The following is a 24,028-nucleotide window of genomic DNA, read 5'->3' on the forward strand; positions in this document are numbered from 1 at the left end:
GGTTCGGATGACCTCGGATGAATTTTTCTGCTATCCCGATCTGACGGTCCCGTGAGAGTAGGCGACCAACAGCGATCGTCTGGGAAATCCCGCGTTGATCGCGGAGCTGCTGTCGTGTCCATGGCCGAGTTCGATCCCCCAAACACGCGCGACGGTCATCGAGTTCGTCGCCGATGCCGGCTCGTAACGGCAACGATATCGCAGTTCTTTCACAGCCCGTACTTCTTCCGCTTTCTCCAAAAGGTCGCTCGGCTCATGCCGAGCAATTGCGCAGCGCGGTCGATATGGCCATGGGCGGATGCCAGGGCTCGGCGAATGCGATCGGCCTCGTTTTCCGTTACCGGCAAGTCGGCGACCGTCGGCGATAGGGGCTCTTCTCGAAATTCGGGCGGCAGATCGTCCAGCTGCAGTACGTCGCCCCGTCCCACGGCAAAGGCGTATTCCACGACATTTTGCAGTTCGCGCACGTTGCCGGGCCAGTGATGATCCAAAAGCACCCGCATGGCTTCCGGTTCGATGCTCTGGATACGGCGCGGCCCGTGAAGATTGTGCTGGTCGATGAAGTGCTGCAACAGAAGACCGATGTCCTGCCGCCGTGCCCGCAGCGGCGGCAGAAAGATGGGGACCACGCGCAAGCGGTACATCAAATCCTCGCGGAAGTGTCCGGCCTTGACTTCCTCGCGCAGCGACCGGTGGGTGGCCGCGACGATGCGCACGTCCACGGTGATCGGATGATCGCCGCCCACCGGGATAAAGGTTTTCTCCTGGAGTACGCGCAGCAGCTTGGCTTGCAGCTCCAGCGGGAGTTCCGCGACTTCATCGAGGAAAATCGTGCCGCCGTCGGCGCGTTTGAACAGTCCCTGGTGATCCTTGATCGCGCCAGTGAATGCGCCGCGGACATGCCCGAAGAGCTCGCTTTCCAACAGATTGGCGCTAAGCGTGGCGCAGTTGATGGCTAAGAACGGATGACTGCGGCGATGGCTTTCCTCGTGCAGGGCTTGAGCGACCAATTCCTTGCCGGTGCCCGATTCGCCCCGGATCAAAACCGTTGCTTCGGTCTGGGCGACGTTGCGGATGATTTGGAAGGCTTGCTTGAGGGCGGAATCGCGGGTGATGAGGCCATGAAAGACTTCCGCTTTATCCGCCGCTTGCAGTCCGATGCTTTTCGTTCTGGGCTCGGCCTCTGCCGGCCAAAGCATTTCGATCGCTCCCGCAAAACGCCCTTGGGCGTCGAAGAAAGCTTGGGCCGAGCGTTTGACGCGGACGGTTCCGCCCTGTGCATGATCGAGTTCAATCGAAACGCCGTCGATCCTTCCTTCTTGGGCAATGCTATTTCGAACATCGCGATCTCGGCAACGGATGGCAGAGCTACAAGGTTGTCCCAGCACTTGCTCGCTGGAAAAGCCGAGCAGGCGCTCTGCTCCACGGCTCCATAGCAAAATTTCGCCTTTTGCGTTAACGACGAAGACGGCGCCGCCCATCAGTTCGGCCAAAGTCGATACGGCTCTATCGGGTCCGACGGTGCTCAACCAACGATTCAGAAAAGGAGAGAACTGGCTCACAATGAGGCGATTGAAAGGTTTCGGGGGTGTTTCAAGCGACGTGTTTTGTTGCACATAATGTATCACGCGAAACGTATAATGAAACGTCGGGTAGGTAGGGCCATGGCCAGGAGTCGTAAAAACCCGCGAAACGCCGGGCACGCCGTAGATGCGAAGGGTTGTTCCGGCGTAGGCACGGTCTTTGTAAGTAGTCAGTCAGAGTTGGCGGATTCCTGATCCAAAGGAGGCTACGATGATCTTCAAACAACTTTTTGAACCCGATACCTTTACCTACACCTATCTGCTCGCCTGCGAACGGACCCGTCGCGCGTTGCTGATCGATCCGGTCGCGACCGAGGTCGAAAATTATATTGGCCTAATAAAAAAACTCGACCTTGATCTGCGCTACACGATGGAGACTCATGTCCATGCCGACCACATTACGGGCTCCGGGCTTTTGCGCGAGCGTTTGGGCAGCAAGAGCGTCGTGCACCGTGACGCTGGCGCCATGTGCGCCGATCTTCTGGTGACCGACGGCATCCTGCTTCAGATAGGGGACATCGAAATCGAGGTGCGGCACACTCCCGGCCACACCAACGGCTGCGTAAGCTATGTCGTCGGCGACCGGGTTTTTACCGGCGATGCGTTGTTCATCGGAGGTTGCGGGCGTACCGACTTTCAGCAGGGCGATGCCGGTCGGCTGTACGACAGCATCATCAAGAAACTGTTCACCCTGTCGCCCGATACTCTGGTTTATCCGGGGCATGACTACAACGGCAACACGGTTTCTACCATCAAACAGGAGATGGCCAAAAATCCACGCGTGGGAGGCGGCAAGAGTCGCGAGGAATTCATCGATATCATGAATAAACTTGACCTGCCGTATCCGAAGTACATCGATCAGGCGTTGCCGGCAAACCAAGCCTGCGGCCGGGAACTCGCCGTACGCCACGGCTGAAACGCTCGCTCGCCAGAGAAACATTACCGGAACCCGGCCTCTGTGCGTAATTGAGAGGTCGGGTCATCCGGTATTTGAGGGAGATTGCTCATGACCCTCGTCGTCATCTTATCGCTCGTGATCGGTTTGCTGCTGGGATTGCTCGGCGGTGGCGGATCGATACTCACAGTCCCGGTGCTGGTCTATTTGGTCCATATCGAACCTAAAACAGCCATTGCTACATCTCTAGTCGTCGTGGGCGTCACCAGCCTCGCCGCAGTTGTCAATCACGCCCGCAACGGGCGGGTCTGCTGGCGTACCGGACTGATCTTCGGCATCGCGGGCATGGTGGGTGCCTATGGCGGCGGACGGCTGGCGGCCTATGTTCCGGGCGGCGTTTTGCTGTTGCTGTTTGCTGCCATTATGTTCGGCACAGCTTTGGCGATGTTGCGCGGGCGACGGCAAAACAACGTGGAAGCGGATGCGGTTAAGCCGATTTGTCCGGCCGATCTCCCTTTGCTGGCGATTATATTCGACGGGCTCATGGTTGGTGTCCTCACCGGGTTGGTGGGTGCCGGCGGCGGCTTCTTGGTCGTGCCTGCCTTGAATTTGCTCGGTGGATTGCCCATGCACGCGGCTATCGGCACCTCATTGTTGGTCATCGCCATGAAATCGTTTGCGGGCCTCGCCGGATATATTACTCACGTCAGTATCGATCTCGAATTGGTTTCCATCGTCACCGGCGTCGCAATCGTTGGCAGCGTGTTAGGCGGACTGCTCTCTCGCCATGTCAGTGGACAATCATTGCGGCGGATCTTTGCGGTATTCGTCATCGCGATCGCCTGCTACCTCCTGTACAAAGAACTGACGCCCCAATTGATCGCAGAGACTCGGGAAGCGCTTCTGAATCGTCCCGATTTCTTTTTAGGTATGGCCACCATGCTGGGGATCGTTGCGATTGCACGGCTTTGGCGATGGATTCATGCTCAAGGCCTGCATCAAAAAAAAAGTAGCATTTACGCTGAATCCCGGTAAATTGCTGAGCGCTATAAAGATGATTGGCATGCAATTTCGGTAATATTGGTATCCGGCACGGAATTGTTCGGCGATTCTGAGAGCGCCAAATTTGGCGCTCAAATGCCCATTCACCAGTTTACCCATTAAGGGCTGATCGACCAGGACATGCATAACATCCGCTTACCGTTTCCCCGCTCTGGGCTTTATGTCATCACTCGAGAAGCTTACCGGAATGAACAAGCCTTGGCCGAGGCTGTGGCGGCAGCCATTCGGGGCGGGGCTGCCGTGGTTCAGTACCGCGCGAAAGCCTCCCGCGATCCGCTACGCGAGGCGGCGCGTCTCTTGGCCGTCTGTCGCGACGGCGGCGTGCCGTTGATTATCAATGATGATGTGGAACTTGCCCGTCGTGTCGGTGCCGACGGGGTGCACGTGGGTAAGGACGATCTGTCGTTGACGGAAGCGCGGGACGTTCTGGGGCCGAACGCCATCATCGGCGTATCCTGTTACGATTCGGTCGATCTCGCCGTCCGGGCCGAAGCCGGCGGTGCCAGTTATGTCGCTTTTGGCCGGTTTTTCCCTTCCAAGACCAAGCCCGACGTGCCTTGCGCTCACCTCGAAACGTTATCGTTGGCCAAGCGGCAGTTAAGCATTCCTATCGCGGCCATTGGCGGCATTACGGCTGAGAACGGTGGCCAGTTGGTACATGCCGGGGCGGATTTATTGGCGGTGATCGAGTCGGTATTCGGGGTGGGCGATCCTTGCCTTGCTGCCTCGGAATTTGCTCCTTTGTTTGAACACGTAGGAAGAAGCGAAAGGCCCGTCTCGCCGCCAGCACTTTAACTGGAGTGGCGGCTCGGCGCGGACCAATGGATAACACTTCAGTTAGGCAGTTAGCGTCTTCTTGCCGCGACGAGTTTTCAGCAGGGGAATGCCCCATGCCAGCAACAAGAGGCTCGCCGGCTCTGGAACCGGGCTTCCCGAAGTCGGGGGAGGAGTGCGAATCAAACCGTGCAGCGAGGCGATCTTCACGAAGTCGTCTTTCGTAGTCAATCCACAAGTCTGTCCAGGCCCGCAGGAAATTTTCGGATTGTAGGCGCTGACCAGCCAATATTTGGAGGTGATGCCGGTCGGGTTGATGTTCGTCGGCTGGTCTTTTTGTAAATTGGCGTAGTTGTCAACCAAGGACCACCCACCGGTCGTGGTTAGATTGCTATAGTTGTATCCGGTTAGGTTCGGCAACACAGCGGTGTCGCTCGTATCTGCGGTATACGCCAGAACCGTGATATCCGTGTCGCAGGTTATTTGAGTATAGCCAATGTCACATTGGCTAGTGTTGCCAAAATTCGGCCATCCGATGGTGATTTGGTCCAGTGCGACGGCTGCATCGAAAGCGAAGACTATCGAATCAATGCGTCGGTAATTGTCCATCGCGTGTTCCGGTGTGGAGCAACTTGAGTCGCCGGCGGAACAAACGCCCAATCCTCCGGAATAGGTGCCTACGTTTGCTGTCCGGAGATTTCCGCTTCCGTAGGTGTTGCTTGAATTTACGTAGGCTGACCACTCTAGGCCAGGAGCACCGCTAGTCGTCGTGATGCCACTGTTGGGGAGTCCCCAGGTATAGTTCGCCGAAGCTATGGGCGCTAAAAATGAAGCAAAGAATCCAACCAAAGCGAATTTACCGAGTCGTTTCAGTGTACGCATTCTGTTACTCATCGTTTTATTGTTGTTACAGCAAGTATTATGCAACCGAGGTGCCAATACTGTTTTTTTGTTAATTTTCAATGGCATGGGCTTTAATGTCGCTAATGAGCGACGGCCATATGGAAAAACTGTAAAAAAAACTGACATGAGGACGCGCTTGTGGGAACAGAACGAGAACGAAAAACTTGGGTGAATCGGTGCTCGTTTCTTAAGTAACGAATTTTTCAAGCGATTGTTCTCGACAAGGAAAATGTAAGCGTCGTACAGCGATCCGAATCTCGACCCGCTTACCGATGATCCTGCAGCTTAGCCTGTAATTTCTTCGCGTCTTCGATCTCATCGAACATCGTATTCGCACGTAAAGCTTCGTTTAGCTCGTTAAGGGCCTCTTTTCTCCGGCCCAGTGCATCCAAGGCGACGGCAGTGTGGTAACGGATTTCGGGGTCGGACGACGAACGAATATGGGCGTTCCGCAAGTAGGGCAATCCTTCGGCAGGCTTTCCCTGTCGCACGAGAATCCATCCGATCGTGTCGTTCACCGAGGGGTTGTCCGGAGCCGCTTTGTGGGCTCGTTCCGCGAGCTCCAAAGCTCTCGGGTCGTTTGCATTCGAATAGAGAACAGCCAGGTTGTTTAAGGTAGGCGGATAGTCCGGGTATCTTTTGAGAATCCGTTCGAAATACCCGATCGCCTCAGCCTGTTTCCCAGCCTGGAGATAGCCCTCGGCGAGGGCTTGCATCGAATTGAAATCCTCCGAGTGGGAACTTACCCATTGCTCCAGGAAACGGAACGCTTCCTCGCCTTTCCCCGCCAGTCTTTGCGCCTGATAGAGCCTGACGGCGCCCAGTGAATCTTGGTTCTTCTGGAAGGCGGATCGATAACTGACAATGGCCTCGGCGTATTGGGATTGATGCATCCGAATGTCGCCCGTCAGTTGATCGCTCAAAGCGAGGTCGGGATGTCGGTTGTGCAGATTCTCTACTACTTCGATGGCTTTTTCGGTTATCCCAGATTTTAGGTAAGTCTCCACCAAAGCCGCCTGGACGGGAAGATAATCCGGGTTGGCGCGGGCGGCGCTTTCGAGAGACCAGATTGCGTCGCTCACGGCATCCGCAGCGATTTGCAATCCAGCCGTTTTAAACAATCGCTCGGCATCGTTGAATGCCGAGCGGGCTATCTTCTGCAAGATAACTTGCGCGACCGGTTTTTTACCAAGGGCAAGCTGACAGCGGGCGGACGCCGTCAAAACGTCCAAATTGTCGGGAGCTATCGTTTCCGCTTCCTGAGCCACAGCGAGTGCTCTTTGGGTATCGCGGACTCCTAGATACCTGTCGATCAGTTTGAGTTTGATGTGTATGGCCTTGTTATCGGCGGCTCGCGCTTTTTCGAGCCACCGTAGAGCCTCGGTGCTGCGTCCGCGGGCATCCTCCAGCGCAGCGAGTTGGATCATGGTCTGCGTATCCTGGGGCCGTTCTCGAAGAATACCCAAGAAGCGATTTTCGGCTTGCTCGATTTTCCCTTCGATTAGATCTAACTTGCCGAGATTAATCAGCGAAGGAAGAAAGCTGGCGTCTTTTGAGAGCGCTTTTTCGAAATTCTTCCGGGCTGAATCGCGCTCCCCGGATGCCATTTGGGCCGCCGCCAGCATGTTGATCAGCGTCAGGTTATTCGGTTCTCGCTCCAGCGACTTTGTCAGAATCTTCACGGCTTCCGCTGGCTGCCCCCGTTTTAGGTACAGCACACCGAGCGCGATTGCCGCTGGGCGCTGGCCGGGATCGTTCTCGAGAATGGATCTCAGTTCGCTGATACCGATGTTCTGCTGACTCGTTCCCAAGCGGCTAAATGCCAACTGGGTTTTGACCTCCGCTAAACCGCCGCTGGCTTGGCTCGCTTTCTCGAGTGCGGTGATCGCGTCCGAATGCTGGCCTTTGTGCATGTAAGCGGTGCCGAGCAAATACAGCAAGCGGAAATGATCGGGATGGTACTTGAGTGCCTGGCTGAGGATACGGATAGCCTCGTTATGGTCTCTTTGCTCCACCAGCACCGAGCCGAGCGCTTCGGCGACTTCTGCATGGCCTGGATATTGCCCGAAATAGTGGGTCAGGAATTCACGAGCTTTTTCGAAGTGGCGCAGGTTGTAATTAGATAACCCCGCCACCAGCAATAAAGTAGGTTTTCCCCTTACGACTTGCGTATCGAGTCCATCGATAACGGTTACAGTTTCGTTCAACGCGGTTTTCGCAGCTTCGGGCGCACCTTTACGCGCCATTAACAGCGCGTAAAGGTAGTTGGCCCTAGGCTCGAAGGGTTGCGTCTTTCGCAGAAAATTCAGGTCTTCCGAAGTATGATCGTTCTTGCCCAGCTCGAACAGCAGGCCGGCGCGGGCGAGTCGGGCCTCGTAATGCTTCGGTTCTAGGTCGATCACGCGGCCATATTCTTCTATGGCTTGTTCATGTTGCCCCTTGGCGTGACTGATCGACGCCTTGAGATTCCAGCCATCGGCATTGGTCGCATCGCGGGATACGGCTTCTGCTGCGATCTTTTCGGCGTCGTCCACCATGCCTCGCCGCAAGAGCAGGGTTCCCTGCCCAACCAATGGCGAAACGGCTTTCGGATCGAGTTTCCCTGCCTCCCGGAAACTCGCCGCCGCTGCTTCGAAATCCCGCACCTCCGTATAAGCTTGTCCGCGTAGAGCGAGAATCTCGGACCGAAGCTCCGGTGGAAAACCTTCGGCCGACACCGTCGCGAGCAGATCGTGGTACTTCATCTGCGTTAGTAGGGCCTGGGCGAGTGGCACTACGGTCAAGGAGCGATCCGCGCCCAGGCGATTGGCGTTAAGCAGTTCCTCGGCCGCTAGTTCTCCGTTTCCTAGTTTGAGATAAGAGAGTCCCAGAAGCAGATGAGCCGAAGGTAGTCCAGGTGATAACTGTAGAGCATTCTTCAGTTGAATCACCGCAGTGTTGTAATCCTCCTTGTTGTAATAAACCAAGGCGTCTTCATAAAAAGCGGAGGCACTCTGGGTTTCGGCCCGGGAAACAGGAGACGTTAGCAGGACGGCCACAAAAACATAAGCCATTTGAACTTTAAGAAATACAAAAGGCTTAAAGACTCGAGCCTTGATCGATTGCATGAAATGGTCTCGACAACAATAAGTGGATTGGATCTGAGCTCTCAATGATAGAAGAGCAGTTGAAAAATATTACGAGCCGGACGAGAGGAAGCGGAAAAACGCAGCCTGGAATTTTCGTGCTTTTCTTCTGATTCTAGCGGCTATCCCGTCCCCGATGTCCGCTAATACGTTCTGCTGTCTCTTTTCATAAATATAGTCATATCATGAACTGGAACTGGTCTATTACCAATCTTTTCGCTGCGTTGCTGTTGCCTCCGCTCAACATGCTCGTTATCGGAGCAATCGGTTTCTGGCAGCTCAAGATGCGGCCTCGGCTGGGCCGCGGTTTGATCGCCGTCGGCCTTTTCGGATTGGGGCTGCTGTCGATACCTTACGTGTCCAACTGTCTGTTGGCTACGCTCCAGGTTCCGCCTCTGCCTGCCGTCGACCGCGATGCGGAAGCCATCGTGATTCTCGGCGGGGGCATTCGGTCGAATGCACCGGAGTATGGCGGCGATGCAACCGTCAATGATCGCACTCTGGAAAGGATTCGATACGGAGCGTCCTTGTGCCGCAAGACCGGAAAACCGATCTTGGTCACCGGCGGCGCGCCCGAAGGCTACGCGGCGGAAGGTCCTATCATGCGCTCGATTTTGGAGAACGAGTTCGGCGTCCCGGTCCGCTGGGTCGAAAGCAGGTCCCTAAGTACGAGAGAGAATGGCCGATTCTCCGCGCCGATTCTCAGGCAAGCAGGCATACGCCGGATTTATCTCGTTAGCCATTCCTGGCATCTGCCGCGAGCGGTTCCGGAGTTCGAGCGGGAAGGCTTGGAAGTGGTCCCTGCCGGAACGGGATATGTGCCGACGGACCGCCTCAGGCCGATCGATTTTGTACCCAGCTATCGGGCCATAACCAACAGCGCCTTCGCATTTCACGAATGGATCGGCCTGGCGTGGTATCGGATTCAAGGCTGACGGCAGGCAGTTCCGGGAGCGATTAGGAATTGGTCCAAGATTCTTGTCAGTTCAACGGGCCACTGCGATCCATGCGGCGCCCTGCCAATTGGGCGATCTCTGAAAGCGGCAGCGGCCGGCCGAACAAATAGCCCTGGCCAAAATGGCAATGGTGGCTGCGGAGAAATTCGAGTTGTTCGGGCGATTCTACTCCCTCGGCAACGACCTGCAGGTTGAGATTGTGGGCCAAACCGATGATCGCTCGAATGATTTTTCCGTTATCGTTCTCCAAACACGCGCCGGCGATGAAGGATTTGTCGATCTTAAGGGCGGAAATTTTGAATTGCCTCAGGTAGCTTAGCGAGGAATAACCGGTGCCGAAGTCGTCGATCAGCACGTCGATCCCCATGTCGGCCAGCTGATCCAACACGGCGATGGTCTCTTGCACCTGCTGCATCGCGAGGCTTTCGGTCAGCTCCAGTTTGAGCCGTGACGGCGAAAGACCGACGCGTGACAGAATGTACTCGATGATCTTGGTGAGGTTATTCCGGAATTGATGGCCGGATAGGTTCACCGAGACGCTGAGATCGGTTCCCAGGATTTTCCCGAACTGAAGACAGTCCCGACAGGCCTGCTCGAGTACCGAATCTCCGACCGGATTAATCAGGCCGGTGTCTTCCAAAAGCGGCACGAACTGGTCTGGAGGAATCATGCCGCGGTCCGGGTGATTCCAGCGGATGAGCGCCTCCATGCTGACGATGCGGCCGTTTCGTAGGTCAACCTGAGGTTGATAATGAAGCGAGAATTCTCTTCGCTCCAGGGCGTTGTATAAGTCGTTTTCCAAATCCAGCCGCGTGCTGTTTTTCTCGTGGATTTTGCCGGAATAGAACTGATAGGTGTTCCGGCCTTGGTGCTTGGCATCGTACATCGCCAAATCGGCGTGGCGGATCAAGTCGTCGACGTTTTCGGCATCGCGGGGGCTCAAAGCGATGCCGATGGTCACGGTAATGCGGCGTGTACGATCGCCAAACAGAAAAGGTTCCGTAAATGCCTCCAACACCCGCTGGGCGATTTTGTTCGCATCGTCTGGGCCACCTAGGTCGTTGACAATAAGTGCAAATTCATCGCCGCCCAGCCTTGCAACGATGTCGCCTCGGCGGGTGCGTCCATTTTCACGCAAGCACTTTGTCAGCCGCTCGGCAACCTGTTGCAGCAGGCGGTCGCCGATCTGGTGGCCGAAAGTATCGTTGATGGTCTTGAAGCGGTCGATGTCGAGGTACAGCAACGCCGCCTGCTTGCGTTCGCCATGCGCCCTGAGGATGGCTTTTTTCAGGTGATTGCGGAACATCAGTCGGTTAGGAAGTTCGGTTAGATGGTCGTGATTGATCAGCTGATCGACGAGAGAATTCGTAAATTTTCGGGAGCTTAGATCGGCGAATACACCTATGTAGCGAATGACTTGATGTCCGTCGTCCTTCAATGCAGTGATGCTCAGCCATTCCGGGTAGATCTCGCCGCTCTTCCGTTTATTCCAGATTTCGCCCTGCCATTGGCCGGATTCATCCAGGCTGAGCCACATTTGGCGATAGAATTGCCGGTCGTGCCGTCCGGAACTGAACATCGAAGGTTTGCGTCCTATCACCTCGTCTTTCGAGTAGCCGGTGATGGTGGTCAGCGCACGATTCACCATCACGATATTGGCTTTGGCGTCGGTGATGAGGATGCCTTCCGAACTGGTTTCGAACACGCTGGCGGCGATTCGAAGCTGTTCTTCGGCGCGCCGGCGTCCTTCTTTGTTCCAGATATTCCGGATTGCCAAGGCTAAAGTATCTGCAAAGGTGGCGACGAGAAGTTCGTCGTCCCCGTCGAAGAACCCGCCGTCGGTCTTATCGCAGAGATAGAGGCGCCCATACGTCTCTCCGTTGTGGGAAATCGAGACGGCGAGAAGATTGCGCATGGGCGGGTGGCCCGGCGGAAATCCCGCCGCATGCGGGTGCTCGTGCAGATTCTGCAGCCGCAGAAACTGATTCCGGGCCAGCGCCCTCCCCAGCAGTCCTTTTCCTTCCGGCCAGTGTTCGATGCGCTGCGCCTGTTCTTCGCTCAAACCGGTGTAGATGAATTCGGCGAGTTGGCCTTGCTCGTCGAAAATTCCAATCGCCCCGTAGCGCGCCGATAACAGACGGGTCAGATATTCGAGAGAGCTTTCCAATAGATGCCGTTCCAGCTTTATCGTATTCATGATCCGCAGCAAGGAGCGGGTCGCTAGGCTAAGCGACCTCAGCTGCTCGGACCAGGATGGCGAAGGGTCGCGATTCGTCGACAATTCGGCATGGCGATGCGATGCATCCGACAAAAGTTCCTTTTCGCGCTTCAGGAGCGCGTCAATCAGGCTGGTTTGGGTTACGGCTCCGATAAAATCACCGCTATCGTTGAAAACCGCTAGAGCCGCCAGGTGCTCGTTTTTCAGCCGGTTTTTCACGATTTCGAGCGGCGTGTTTTCATGGACAGGGGCCGGAATCGGGTCAACCACCAAGTCCGCCAGTATCTGGTCCGGATTCCGGGCGATTTGTTCGCTCGATACGAGTCCCAGAAAGAGACTTATCCCAGCGGGGAGGACATCGAAAACGCTATAGATACAGCCCGGCACAAGCTCCTCTCGTGATGGCCGGTCGTCGGCTTTTGCTCTTGTCAGTTGATCGGTTAATGCTTCCCGTGCGCAAAGTCTCGAGCGTCCGATTGGATGGTTAGTCGAATCGCTCATTCGTCGGCCTGGGCGAAACGGTTCATGAGGTTTTCAAGATCCACAGCCAACTGTAACGCTTGTTCACTAGTGTTGGCGGTCCGCTCAGCCTCTTTCGCGATGTTCTTGGTTTTTTGGTTGATGTTTTCAACGTTGCGCATGATTTCTTGAGTGACGCAGGATTGCTCCTCCACGGCACTTGCTACCTGCACATTCATATCCTTGATTTCTTCAATCGCTCGCGTGATCTCGGAAAGCGTTTCATTGCAGACCTCCGCCTGTTGCACGCTCACTTGAGCTTGCCGGCGGCCTTTCTCCATAACGGCGGTGGCTTCCTGGGCTTCTTTCTGCAGCCGCTCGACGATTTTCTGGATTTCCCGGGTCGAACTCTGGGTGGTGGACGCCAGCTTGCGTACTTCTTCGGCAACGACCGCGAAACCGCGTCCCCGCTCGCCCGCGCGCGCAGCCTCGATGGCGGCGTTCAAGGCCAACAGATTGGTTTGGTCGGCGATGTCGCGGATCACGTTGACTACGACATCGATGCCTCTGCTTTCTTGTTCCAGTTTTTCTATCACCTGTGCGGCATTCTCGACCTCATGGGCCAAGTCGTCGATTGCAACGCTGGTCTGCCCCACGGCATGTTTGCCCTTGCCGGCTGCATGGGTCGCGCGGTCGGCTGCGGAAGCGGCTTCTGCGGCATTGCGGGCGATACTCTGAACGGTTGCCGTCATTTCATCGACGGCCGTCGCTACCATGGCGATCTCCGACTGCTGATGGGTGAGGTCGTTGCTGGTCTGGGCCGCAGCCTGCCGGGCGTGAGTCGCCATGTCCTGGAGCCGGGCGGCGGCGTCATCGAAGCGCCCGATTACGGTTCGCAGCCTAGCCTGCAAGGAGACGATAGCGGTCTGCAATTGGCCCACTTCATCATCTCTTCCGGCATAGACCTTTCGGGCGATGCCGTTGTCGATGAACTGCTTGGAGAAATTCGCAGCCTGGGTGAGCGGCCGTGTGAGAAGACGTGCCATGAATAACGAGAGGGCCATACTGACGGCGGCTGCCGCATAAAACGCGGGTTGCGCGCCGGCTCCGGTAAAACCGAGAGCTAGCAGGGGTGCCGTGGCGACGAGAAATCCGACGAACGCTTTCGCCGAGAAGCTCAATCGGAGCAGCGAAGGCAGCTTGAACTTTTTTTCGCGGAACGACCGGTAGAGCGCTTCGGCCCTAGCAACGTACTCCCGTGAAGGACTCACCCTCACCGATTCGTAGCCGATTATGCGGTCTTTATCCAGCATCGGCATAACGAATGCGTCCACCCAGTAATAGTCGCCGTTCTTACATCGATTTTTGACGATGCCCATCCAAGGGGTCCGGTTTTTCAAGGTGGTCCAGAGATCGGCGAACGCTTCCGGCGGCATATCCGGATGTCGAACGATATTGTGGTTCTTATTCAATAGCTCCTGTTCGGTGAACCCGGCGACTGTCTGAAAGTCCTTGTTCGCGTAAGTGATGATTCCCTTTAAATTGGTAGTCGAGATCAGTTGTGTAGCGGCGGGATACGTCGATTCGTTTGCAGTGACGGGAAGATTGATTTTCATAGAGAAGCCTTTGTTCAGTCCGCTCGGCAGGCAAAGCGCGGGCGCGCGTTCCGTTTGCATCGTCGAGGCAGGGTTCGTTCACGTTGCGAAAAGCCCATCCGCGCTGGTGTTAGGAAAAATCCGGGGACCATGGGGATGACGGCCTAGAGTATAGGTGGGAGGAAACAAGAAATTTCTTATTTTTGGCGCTGGGTCGTTTTCCTGGTTCGTGTACTGCCAGCGAGGCAGTTCGGATAGCAGGAGGTGGGCGGCGCCAAGAGCTGCGGCGCAGGCCGAATCGCACCGGCCCGATTCGCATATTCGCCGAACTGGTCTAACTTTTGGGCCAGTTCTCCAGAAGTTCTATAGTGACTGTCGGGATCGGAACGAGCGGCGGCTCCCAGCCGTCGGACCGAACCGGCTGGAGGCTCCGGTTTTCTTACAGGCGCTTTTTAGGGGTCCGTTATGTCCGAACACACCGATACACTGATTGGTCATTTGCTGGAAGTTCGCAACGGTCAATTCGTAGCCAAGCTATTGAGCGAGGAGGAAGGCTTTTGCCCGACTGTGTCGGTGGACGGTGAGCTCAAAGTGGTCGGACAACCGGGATCTTACGTATCGATCCGTCAGCACGGTTTTCGATCCTTGGCGCTGATCAATCATGTAGAAGCAGATCGTTCCGGTGGTCGAATATGCCGTTCCGCGGCCGGCAGCCTGGTCGCGCTTACGCCGCTCGGACAAATTACCGATGAAGGCGTGTTCCAGCGCGGTGTAAGGCATTTTCCGACACCCGGCGCCGAAGTGCACATCGTGGCCGAGGACGAGATCGATTCGATTTTCGCGAATTACCGGCAGTATCGGTTCAATCCCGGCTATCTCCGCAGCCATCCCTCGACCGGCGTTTACCTGGATCCGTCGGCTTTGTGCAGTCGCCATTTCGCTATTCTCGGGCAGTCCGGCTCCGGCAAGTCATGGTCGGTGGCAAGTTTGATTCAGCGCATGGTCGATGCCATGCCCAACGCGCATATCATCCTGCTCGATTTGCACGGCGAATATTGCTGGAAGGATAGGAGCAGGGCTCTCCATTCCGCCTTTAAGCCGGAACAGACGCGTTATCTCGACGCCCGAGCCCTGGAAATTCCTTATTGGCTGATGACTTTCGCCGAGTTGCTCGACCTGCTGATCGATCGCAACGACCCGGGAGCTGCCATACAGACTGCTTTCCTGCGCGAGACGATTTACGAGTTGAAGAAAAAATCGGCGAAATCCCTGGATTTGGAAACAATCTCGCTCGACTCGCCAATTTATTTCTCGTTACAGGAGGTTTACGACAGCTTCAAGGAAGCCAATGAATTCCGCACCGATTTCGGCAAGACCAAAGGCCCGCTGTTCGGCCAGTTCGACGAGTTTCTGGTCAAGCTGCTGAGCCGGCTCAATGACGTGCGCTATGATTTTCTGCTCAATCCGGTAAGACGGAACCGCTCGGAGAGTCTGCCCGGGCTGCTGCGGGATTTCGTCGGATTGGGCGACCCCAAATGTCAGATCACGATTATCGACTTGAGCCCGGTACCTTTCGACGTGCGTCCGACCGTTTCCGCGCAGATCGGGCGCTTGGCCTTCGAGTTCAATTACTGGAACCCGTTCAACCGAGAGTTTCCCATTCTCCTGGTCTGCGAAGAAGCTCATGCCTATATTCCCCGTGAGTCCAACACCCAGTTTGAAGGCACTCGCAAGACCATGGAGCGGATCGCCAAGGAAGGGCGCAAGTACGGTGTCGGTTTGGGGGTTATCAGTCAGCGGCCCCACGAGTTGTCGGAAACGGTATTGTCGCAATGCGGCACGTACATCTGCCTGCGCATTACCAATCCCGACGACCAGGACTATGTGCGCAAGCTGGTGCCGGAGGGCGAGTCCGATTTGGTCGATATCCTGACGTCTCTCAGCCGGGGCGAGGCCATGATCCTCGGCGAGGCCATCCCACTCCCTACCCGGACCCAGATTTATAAGCCCGACCCGACGCCCAACAGCAACGACGCGGATTTCTATTCGGCGTGGAAGTCCGGTCCGGAAGATTTAGACATCGAGGGTATCGTCGATCGATGGAGGCGGCAGGGGCGGTAAGCCGGGTGCTTGTCCGGTACTGGCCAGATTTCCGCCATTTTCTTGAATGTCTTGGGTATTATTAATCAGGCCCGTAAATACCCTCCTGGTATTTCGGGCCGCCGCCCAGGCCGGTACAAGCCCGGCCTGGGCTCACGCGGCTTGTCGCCGCGCCGGGGCATCCCTGCCCCGGATTAACCCGGCCTATATTTATAGGCCGGGTTAATAATGATTTAGATTGCCTATCTAAGGTCGGTCCACAATCTTATGCACAGGGACGGTGAACAACTGTCGTTCCTGCTTTAGTGGAGCGGCCACGCCTCAACGGTTATAATGCCGGTTGGTTATTTACGCGGCGTATCTGAAGCGGCGCGGCTCCTTTACGGTACAGCACTCCCTCATGACTTCCTTCGCCAAAGAAATTATTCCGGTCAGTCTCGAAGACGAGATGAAACAGTCCTATCTCGATTACGCCATGAGCGTGATCGTGGGGCGCGCCTTGCCGGATGTGCGTGACGGTTTGAAGCCGGTACATCGGCGCGTGCTTTACGCCATGCACGAGCTGAGCAACGATTGGAATAAGCCTTACAAGAAGTCTGCCCGCGTCGTGGGTGACGTCATCGGTAAATACCATCCGCACGGCGACGCCGCGGTGTATGACACGATCGTGCGCATGGCCCAGCCGTTTTCGCTGCGCTATATGCTAATCGACGGTCAGGGCAATTTCGGGTCGGTCGATGGCGATCCGCCGGCGGCCATGCGTTATACCGAAGTGCGCATGGCCCGCATTGCGCACGAATTGCTCGCCGATCTCGAGAAAGAGACGGTCGATTTCATCCCGAACTACGACGAATCCGAAAAAGAGCCTTCGGTACTGCCCACGCGCATTCCGAACTTGCTCATCAACGGTTCGGCAGGCATCGCGGTGGGCATGGCGACGAATATCCCGCCCCACAATCTCACCGAAGTCATCAGCGCCTGCTTGTTGCTGATCGAGAATCCGGATGCCGGCATCGCCGAACTGATGGAACACATCCCGGGACCGGATTTTCCCACAGCCGGCATCATCAATGGGGCGAGCGGCATCCGTGAAGCTTATCTCACCGGCCGGGGCCGCATTTACATCCGTGCCCGCTGCGATTTCGAGGAAGACGGCGGACGCACCAGCATCATCGTCAGCGAGTTGCCGTATCAGGTGAACAAGGCCCGGCTCATGGAAAAAATCGCCGAGCTGGCCAAGGAGGGGAAGCTGGAGGGCATTTCCGGGCTGCGCGACGAGTCGGACAAGGACGGCATGCGCATGGTGATCGAACTCAAGCGCGGCGAAGTGCCGGAAGTGGTGCTGAACAATCTCTATCAGCAGACCGCCATGCAGAGCGTGTTCGGCATCAATACCGTGGCCTTGCTGGACGGACGTCCGCGCTGTCTGAACCTCAAGGAGTTGCTCGCGGCGTTTATCGATCATCGCCGCGAAGTCGTCACCCGGCGCACGCTGTACGATCTTCGAAAAGCGCGCGAACGTGCGCATATCCTGGAAGGTCAGGCCGTCGCTCTCGCGAATATCGACGAAGTGATCGAACTGATCAAGACGTCGCCCAATCCTGCGGAAGCGAAACAGCGGCTATTGGAGCGCACCTGGCGTCCCGGCGTGGTTTCGGATCTTCTGGCCAGGGCGGAAGACGCAATGCGGTCCCGTCCGGAAAACCTCGCGGCCGGTTACGGTCTGACCGAACACGGTTACAACCTGTCGCCGGAGCAGGCGCAGGCAATTTTGGATCTCCGTCTGCACCGCCTGACCGGGCTGGAGCAGGACAAGATCATCGATGAATACAAGCAGCTGTTGGCGCAGATTGACGAGCTCCTCGAAATTTTGGCCAGCGACAAGCGATTGATGGAAGTCATCCGCGACGAGCTTGTCGCCATCCGCGACCAGTTCGGCGACAAGCGTCGCACCGAAATCATCGAGGACCGTCTCGATTTGTCCGCGGAAGATCTGATCACCGAGGAAGACGTGGTGGTCACGGTTTCCCACGAAGGCTACGTGAAATCGCAGCCGCTCGGCGCCTACCGGGCGCAACGGCGGGGCGGGCGCGGCAAGGCGGCGGCGACCACCAAGGAAGAGGATTTCATCGAAAAACTCATCGTGGCCAACACCCATGACACCATTCTGTGCTTTTCGAGCGTGGGCAAGGTGTACTGGCTCAAGGTCTACGAGCTGCCTTCGGCCAGCCGCGTGTCGCGCGGCAAGCCTTTCATCAATCTGCTGCCGCTGGAGCAGGGCGAGCGCATCAATGCCATCCTCCCGATTCGGGAATTCGACGAAAGCCATTACGTTTTCATGGCGACCGCCTCGGGTATCGTCAAAAAAGTGGGGCTGCGGGAGTTCGAGCGTCCGCGCCCGTCCGGGAAAATCGCCATCGATCTGCGGCAGGACGATCACTTGGTGAACGTGGCCATCACAGACGGCAAGCAGCATGTCATGCTGTTCAGCAATGCGGGCAAGGCCGTGTGCTTCGAGGAAGAGGACGTGCGGCCCATGGGGCGTGGCGCAACCGGCGTCCGCGGCATGACGCTGCACGACGGCCAGAAGATCATTGCCCTCATCATCGGCACCGAGGGTTCGGTGCTGAACATTACCGAAAACGGGTTCGGCAAGCGTACGGCGCTGAGCGACTTTCCGATACACCGCCGCGGCGGCCAAGGCGTGATCGCCATCCAAACCAGCGAACGTAACGGTTCGGTAGTCGGCGCCGTACTCGTTCAGGATTCGGACGAGATCATGCTGATCACCGATGCCGGCACGCTGGTGCGGACGCGGGTCGAAGAGATTCGGGAACTCGGGCGCAATACTCAAGGCGTGACGGTGATCCGCCTCAGTCCGGGTGAAAAAGTCGTCGGAGTGGACAGGATTCCGGTCCTTGAGGGCGAAAACGACGAGTTGGCGGAAACGGATGAAGACCAGGAGGGCGACGATGGCTAGGGTTTACAATTTCAGCGCGGGACCGTCCATGCTTCCCGAGCCGGTGTTGCTCCGCGCGCGCGAAGAGTTGCCGGATTGGCATTCCACTGGTATGTCGATCATGGAAATGAGTCACCGCGGCAAAGATTTTGTCGCCGTCGCCGAGAAATCCGAGGCGGACCTGCGCGAGCTTCTGACGATTCCGGCGAATTACAAAGTCTTGTTTTTACAAGGTGGCGCGACCGGACAATTCGCGGCGGTCCCAATGAATCTTCTTCGGGGAAAATTCAAGGCTTGCTATGTCAATACCGGCCTCTGGTCGGAGAAGGCCGTTTCCGAGGCCGAGCGGTACTGCTCGGTCGCTATTGCGGCGAGTTCCAAGGAAAGCGGCTTTACGACTGTTCCGCCTCGCTCCGATTGGCGCATCGATCCGGATGCGGCTTATCTCCATTACACCGCCAACGAAACCATCGGCGGGGTCGAATTCCAGGATGTTCCTGACTCGGCCGGGCTGCCGCTGGTTTGCGACATGTCGTCCAATATCCTGTCGCGCCCGCTGGATGTCGGCCGATTCGGCCTGATTTACGCCGGCGCGCAGAAAAACATGGGGCCGGCCGGTATCGTCGTGGTGATCGTGCGCGAAGATCTGATCGGGCAGGCCCTGACTGGTACGCCGTCGATCTTCGACTATAAGAAGCAGGCGGACAGCGGTTCCATGCTCAATACGCCGCCGACCTACAACTGGTATTTGCTGGGCCTGGTGTTGGAGTGGCTGAGGGATCAGGGCGGATTGGCTGCCGTCGAAGCGCGCAATATCCGTAAGGCGGAAAAACTGTACGCCGCTATCGACGGTTCGACGTTCTATTCGAACCCCATCCAGCCGGCTTATCGTTCCCGCATGAACGTCCCGTTCCGGCTGGCGAAAGCGGACCTGGAAAAAACGTTTTTGGCCGAAGCCAAAGCAGCAGGATTAGTGAACCTGGAGGGGCACCGGTCGGTAGGTGGATTCAGGGCTAGCATCTACAACGCGATGCCTGAAGAAGGAGTCGATGCCTTAATCGAATTCATGCGCGAGTTCGAGCGCAGACACGGATAGTTTCATGTTCAAGATTCTCACCTACGACAACATCTCGGTGGCCGGATTAGAGCGACTGCCCCGCGACCGTTACGAGATTGCGTCGGAAATTCAGCATCCCGACGCGATACTGCTGCGCTCCCATAACCTCCACGGCGTGCCCATCCCGGAATCGGTGAAGGCGGTGGGACGTGCCGGCGCCGGGGTGAACAACATTCCCGTCGCGGAGTATTCGAAGTGCGGCATTCCGGTGTTCAATGCACCGGGCGCCAACGCCAATGCCGTGAAAGAGTTGGTCATTGCGGGGATGCTATTGGCGGCCCGCAACATTTGTACGGCTTGGGACTTTGCCCGCCAGTTGGAGGGCGACGACGAGACGATTCATCACCGCGTCGAAAAAACTAAGAAACAATTCGCCGGTTTCGAGCTGGCGGGCAAGACCTTGGGGGTTTTGGGACTGGGCGCTATTGGCGTAAGAGTGGCCAATGCGGCGACGGGTTTGGGCATGCATGTGATCGGTTACGATCCGCTGCTTACCGTCGAAAGCGCCTGGCAGCTGTCTTCGTCGGTTGCGCGGGCCGCGAGCATCGACGATTTGATTGCGAAGGTCGACCTCCTGACCTTGCACGTGCCGCTGAACGATCAGACGCGCCACCTCGTCAATGCGGCACGAATCGGCATCATGAAGAAAGGGGCGGTCTTGCTCAATTTTTCTCGCGCCGGCATCGTGGACGACGCCAGCGTGTACGGCGCTTTGAACGCAGGCCATCTCGCCGCTTATGTATGCGACTTTCCTTCGCGCGCCATGCTGGACCATCCCCACGCAGTCGTACTTCCGCATCTCGGTGCCTCCACCGCCGAAGCCGAGGAAAACTGTGCGGTAATGGTGGCCGATAGAGTGCGGGATTTTCTGGAAAACGGTAACATCCGACACTCGGTGAATTTTCCGGACGTGGTCATGCCGCGGACCGAGGGCGTCCGCCTCGGAATAGCGAATGAGAACGTGCCCAAGATGGTAGGGCAGATTTCCGGTGCGCTGGCCGACGCCAACCTCAATATTCTCGATTTGTTGAACAAGTCGAGAGGTGAACTTGCTTATACGCTCATCGACCTCAATACCGAGGTGCCCGCCGAAACGCTGGAACATATCCGGGCCATCAAGGGAGTGCTTTCCGCCCGCGTCATATAACGAGTTGTCATGGAGAATTCGAACAATACATCGACTGTCGATACTGCGTTGCTTCACCTCCGCAAGGAGATCGATGCGATCGACGATCGGATCTTGGAGCTGTTGAACCAGCGTGCGCGCTGCGCCCAGCAAGTTGCCGAAATCAAGACGGCGGCGGGCGAGGTCGATTGTTTTCACCGCCCCGAGCGGGAAGCGGAAGTGCTGCGGCGCATCGCCGAAAACAATAGCGGTCCTTTGAGCCAGGAAGCAGTCACCCGTTTTTTCCGCGAGCTCATGTCGGAATGCCTGGCCTTGGAAAAACCGTTGACCGTTGCTTTTCTCGGTCCTCAGGGCACGTTTACGCAGCAGGCCGCTTACAAACACTTCGGCCATGCCATTCAGGCGGTGCCCTTGCCGGCTATCGACGAAATTTTCCGGGCTGTCGAAAGCGGCGCCTGCCAGTACGGCGTGGTGCCCGTCGAAAATTCTACCGAAGGGGTGATCACCCACACCCTGGATAGCTTTTTGCGATCCTTTTTGCTCATCGCCGGCGAGGTGGGGCTGCGTATTCACCACAACCTGATGAGCAAGTTGAGTAGCTCCGAAGAAATACGTGAAGTTTTCTCCCATCAACAATCTCTCGCTCAATGCCGCGAATGGCTGGATCGTTATCTTCCGAACGTTCGGAAGACCGCCGTCAGCAGCAATGCCGAGGCGGCACGACTTGCCGCTGTCATGCCGAATACCGCGGCCATAGCGGGGGAAGTGGCGGCCGAGCTGTATGGACTCAATGTTCTGGAGCGCAACATCGAAGACGAGCCGGACAATACCACGCGGTTCTTGGTGATCGGGCGGAATCCGGTCGGAGCCACCGGAAACGATAAGACGTCGTTACTCCTCTCGACCCGGAACAATCCCGGCGCTCTTTATGCTGTCCTCGAGCCTTTTGCGAGGCACAGCATCAGCATGACCAAAATCGAATCCCGACCGTCTCGCCGGGGTACGTGGGACTATGTCTTCTTCGTCGATGTGGAAGGACACCGGAATGAACCTCGATTGGCGGAGGCATTAAAGGAAGTTGAGAAAAGCGTCACGATGTTGAAAATTCTCGGTTCTTATCCTCGGGCCTCGTCTTGATCGTTCGATCCTAGTATTCGATTCATCTTTATGAAAGCAGAACATTTAGCCGTTCCCGGAGTTCGGGCGCTCACGCCTTACCTGCCCGGCAAACCCATCAGTGAACTGGAACGGGAGTTAGGGCTACGCAATATCGTCAAATTGGCATCGAACGAGAACCCTCTAGGGCCTAGCCCGAAGGCGCTCGAAGCAGCACGCCGTGCATCATCCGAAATCCACCTATACCCGGACGGCAGCGGTTTCGAGCTCAAGGCCGCATTATCGCGCAAACTCGATGTCCGACCCGAACAGATTACCTTGGGTAACGGTTCCAACGACGCACTGGAGTTGGTGGCCCGCGCTTTCCTGTCCCCGCAGTCGAAAGCGATCTATTCCGAATATGCCTTTGCGGTTTATTCCATCGTGACGCAAGCCGTCGGCGCACAGGCGGTCGTTGCACCGGCCCATGATGGCTCTCACGGGCCGCGTTATGGCCATGACTTGCAAGCCATGGCCCAGGCAGTTGATGAATCGACGCGGGTCGTATTCATTGCCAATCCCAATAATCCGACCGGGACCTATTTGACGAAATCGGAGTTGTGCGGTTTTCTCGGCGACCTTCCCGAGCATGTCATCGCCGTTGTGGACGAGGCGTATTTCGAATATGTTGAAGCTCCCGACTATCCCGATTGCATAGAGTGGCTGTCCGATTTTCCCAATTTGATCGTGATCCGGACTTTTTCCAAAGCCTATGGACTGGCGGGGCTGCGGGTCGGGTATGCGGTGTCGAGCCCAGCGATTGCCGATCTTTTGAATCGCGTGCGGCAACCGTTCAACGTCAATTCTCTGGCCTTGGAAGCCGCCAAGGCTGCACTCGACGACAACGATCATCTGACCCGTTCGGTTAGCTTGAATCGAGAGGGCTTGCGTCGACTAAGCGAAGCCTTCACCGAGCGCGACTTAAGCTTCATTCCTTCGGTCGGCAACTTCATTATGGTCGACATGGGAAGACCGGCAGCCCCGGTTTACGAGGCGCTGTTACGGCAGGGCGTCATCGTTCGGCCGGTTGCCAATTACGGGCTTCCCAATCATTTGCGGGTCACCGTCGGTACCGAGGAAGAAAACCGGATTTTCCTGGCCGCACTGGACCGTGTCTTGGCCTTATGATCGAGCGTCTATGCATCATCGGCGTGGGGCTGATCGGCGGATCGGTGGCGCGTGCCGCGCGCGCCAAAGGGCTCTGCCATGAAATCGTGGGCGTCGATGCCGATACCGATAACTTGCGAAACGCATTGGAATGCGGTGTCATCGACGTCGGATATTCCGATACATCGCAAGGCGCTGCAAGTGCCGATTTGGTGATGATCGCGACCCCGGTCGGGACCTTTGATGCCATTTTTAGCGCGTTGAAGCCGGTATGGTCCACCCGAGCGGTCGTTACGGACGCGGGCAGCACGAAGTGTAATGTCATCGAATCCGCCGAAAGAGTTTTTGGTGAAATTCCCGACAATTTTGTGCCAGGCCACCCGATCGCGGGAGCCGAACGGAGCGGTGTGGATGCCTCGACCGCCGATTTGTATCAGGGCAAGCGAGTTATCCTGACGCCTCTAAACAACACGTCGCCGCTGGCCATCAAGCGGGTTGAGCGTTTTTGGCGAGCGATAGGAGCCAAGGTTTCGGAAATGGAGCCAGCCCATCACGACGAAGTGTTGGCCGCGACCAGCCATTTGCCTCACGTGTTGGCCTTTACGCTGACTTACATGCTAGGTAAGAAAGACGAGCAGCAGGAAATTTTTCAGTATGCCGCTGGCGGATTTCGGGACTTTACCCGTATCGCGTCCAGCGATCCGAAAATGTGGCTGGATATCTGCCTCGCGAACCGGCGGCAAATCGTATCCTTGATCCATCAGTTCCGCGAAGAGCTTAGTGTGGCCGCTGGTCTGATTTCGAGAGGGGCCGAGGACGAACTCTATTCTTTATTCTCCGAAGCCCGCAGTGCGCGACAACGATTCTTAGATCAACTTGAAAAATAACAGGTCC

The 24,028-nt window shown here is 56.7% G+C and carries 16 protein-coding genes; 11 read left to right on the forward strand and 5 right to left on the reverse strand.

Annotated elements, in window-relative coordinates; translation table 11 throughout:
* Nucleotides 1–209: 209 nt before the first annotated feature.
* Nucleotides 210–1,529, reverse strand: a complete 1,320-nt coding sequence (locus JOD69_RS01805; RefSeq protein ID WP_240502380.1) for a sigma 54-interacting transcriptional regulator — start codon at nucleotides 1,527–1,529, stop codon at nucleotides 210–212.
* Nucleotides 1,530–1,794: 265 nt separating this feature from the next.
* Between JOD69_RS01805 and JOD69_RS01810 the strand changes: the two genes are divergently transcribed.
* The 3 genes from JOD69_RS01810 to thiE all read left to right on the forward strand — a co-directional run bounded on the left by JOD69_RS01810 (nucleotide 1,795) and on the right by thiE (nucleotide 4,335).
* Entirely contained in the window at nucleotides 1,795–2,499 is a 705-nt protein-coding gene (locus tag JOD69_RS01810; protein ID WP_077728385.1) for an MBL fold metallo-hydrolase, read from the forward strand.
* A 90-nt stretch (nucleotides 2,500–2,589) separates the two neighbouring features.
* On the forward strand, nucleotides 2,590–3,513 hold the full coding sequence (locus JOD69_RS01815) for a sulfite exporter TauE/SafE family protein (protein ID WP_077728384.1): 924 nt from the start codon (nucleotides 2,590–2,592) through the stop codon (nucleotides 3,511–3,513).
* A 147-nt stretch (nucleotides 3,514–3,660) separates the two neighbouring features.
* On the forward strand, nucleotides 3,661–4,335 hold the full coding sequence (thiE, locus tag JOD69_RS01820; protein WP_086135196.1) for a thiamine phosphate synthase: 675 nt from the start codon (nucleotides 3,661–3,663) through the stop codon (nucleotides 4,333–4,335).
* 42 nt (nucleotides 4,336–4,377) lie between these two features.
* Here the strand turns inward: thiE and xdp1 are convergent, their stop codons facing one another.
* Together xdp1 and prsT are read right to left on the reverse strand one after the other, a co-directional pair.
* Nucleotides 4,378–5,196, reverse strand: coding sequence for an exosortase-dependent surface protein XDP1 (gene xdp1, locus JOD69_RS01825; RefSeq protein WP_210023779.1), 819 nt, complete (start codon nucleotides 5,194–5,196; stop codon nucleotides 4,378–4,380).
* Nucleotides 5,197–5,483: 287 nt separating this feature from the next.
* The gene (gene prsT, locus JOD69_RS01830; protein WP_210023780.1) at nucleotides 5,484–8,270 is read right to left on the reverse strand and encodes an XrtA/PEP-CTERM system TPR-repeat protein PrsT; all 2,787 of its coding nucleotides are present in this window, start codon (nucleotides 8,268–8,270) and stop codon (nucleotides 5,484–5,486) included.
* A 257-nt stretch (nucleotides 8,271–8,527) separates the two neighbouring features.
* On the opposite strand from prsT, the gene JOD69_RS01835 reads away from it, so the two are divergent.
* Complete coding sequence (locus JOD69_RS01835) at nucleotides 8,528–9,277, forward strand: YdcF family protein (RefSeq protein ID WP_156880185.1); 750 nt, start codon at nucleotides 8,528–8,530, stop codon at nucleotides 9,275–9,277.
* 46 nt (nucleotides 9,278–9,323) lie between these two features.
* Here the strand turns inward: JOD69_RS01835 and JOD69_RS01840 are convergent, their stop codons facing one another.
* The gene (locus JOD69_RS01840) at nucleotides 9,324–11,903 is read right to left on the reverse strand and encodes an EAL domain-containing protein (RefSeq protein ID WP_168183886.1); all 2,580 of its coding nucleotides are present in this window, start codon (nucleotides 11,901–11,903) and stop codon (nucleotides 9,324–9,326) included.
* A gap of 110 nt (nucleotides 11,904–12,013) precedes the next feature.
* The gene (locus JOD69_RS01845; protein ID WP_168183887.1) at nucleotides 12,014–13,591 is read right to left on the reverse strand and encodes a PAS domain-containing methyl-accepting chemotaxis protein; all 1,578 of its coding nucleotides are present in this window, start codon (nucleotides 13,589–13,591) and stop codon (nucleotides 12,014–12,016) included.
* A gap of 444 nt (nucleotides 13,592–14,035) precedes the next feature.
* On the opposite strand from JOD69_RS01845, the gene JOD69_RS01850 reads away from it, so the two are divergent.
* The 7 genes from JOD69_RS01850 to JOD69_RS01880 all read left to right on the forward strand — a co-directional run bounded on the left by JOD69_RS01850 (nucleotide 14,036) and on the right by JOD69_RS01880 (nucleotide 24,021).
* Nucleotides 14,036–15,691, forward strand: a complete 1,656-nt coding sequence (locus tag JOD69_RS01850; RefSeq protein WP_077728378.1) for an ATP-binding protein — start codon at nucleotides 14,036–14,038, stop codon at nucleotides 15,689–15,691.
* Nucleotides 15,692–16,070: 379 nt separating this feature from the next.
* The gene (gyrA, locus tag JOD69_RS01855) at nucleotides 16,071–18,650 is read left to right on the forward strand and encodes a DNA gyrase subunit A (protein ID WP_086135235.1); all 2,580 of its coding nucleotides are present in this window, start codon (nucleotides 16,071–16,073) and stop codon (nucleotides 18,648–18,650) included.
* A complete protein-coding gene (gene serC, locus JOD69_RS01860) occupies nucleotides 18,643–19,725 on the forward strand; it encodes a 3-phosphoserine/phosphohydroxythreonine transaminase (RefSeq protein ID WP_077728377.1) in 1,083 nt (360 codons plus the stop codon). The genes gyrA and serC overlap by 8 nt, the downstream gene beginning before the upstream one ends.
* Nucleotides 19,726–19,729: 4 nt before the next feature.
* Nucleotides 19,730–20,893 carry a phosphoglycerate dehydrogenase gene (locus JOD69_RS01865; protein ID WP_086135201.1) on the forward strand — a complete coding sequence of 388 codons (1,164 nt, stop codon included), beginning with the start codon at nucleotides 19,730–19,732 and terminating at the stop codon, nucleotides 20,891–20,893.
* 9 nt (nucleotides 20,894–20,902) lie between these two features.
* Nucleotides 20,903–22,009 (forward strand): prephenate dehydratase, encoded by a 1,107-nt coding sequence (gene pheA / locus JOD69_RS01870; RefSeq protein ID WP_077728375.1) that lies wholly within the window; start codon nucleotides 20,903–20,905, stop codon nucleotides 22,007–22,009.
* Nucleotides 22,010–22,039: 30 nt separating this feature from the next.
* Nucleotides 22,040–23,155, forward strand: a complete 1,116-nt coding sequence (gene hisC / locus JOD69_RS01875) for a histidinol-phosphate transaminase (protein WP_086135202.1) — start codon at nucleotides 22,040–22,042, stop codon at nucleotides 23,153–23,155.
* Nucleotides 23,152–24,021 (forward strand): prephenate dehydrogenase/arogenate dehydrogenase family protein, encoded by an 870-nt coding sequence (locus JOD69_RS01880; RefSeq protein ID WP_086135203.1) that lies wholly within the window; start codon nucleotides 23,152–23,154, stop codon nucleotides 24,019–24,021. The genes hisC and JOD69_RS01880 overlap by 4 nt, the downstream gene beginning before the upstream one ends.
* Nucleotides 24,022–24,028: the final 7 nt, after the last annotated feature.

Origin of the sequence: Methylocaldum sp. RMAD-M, from assembly GCF_017832375.1 — a bacterium.
GTDB lineage: Bacteria > Pseudomonadota > Gammaproteobacteria > Methylococcales > Methylococcaceae > Methylocaldum.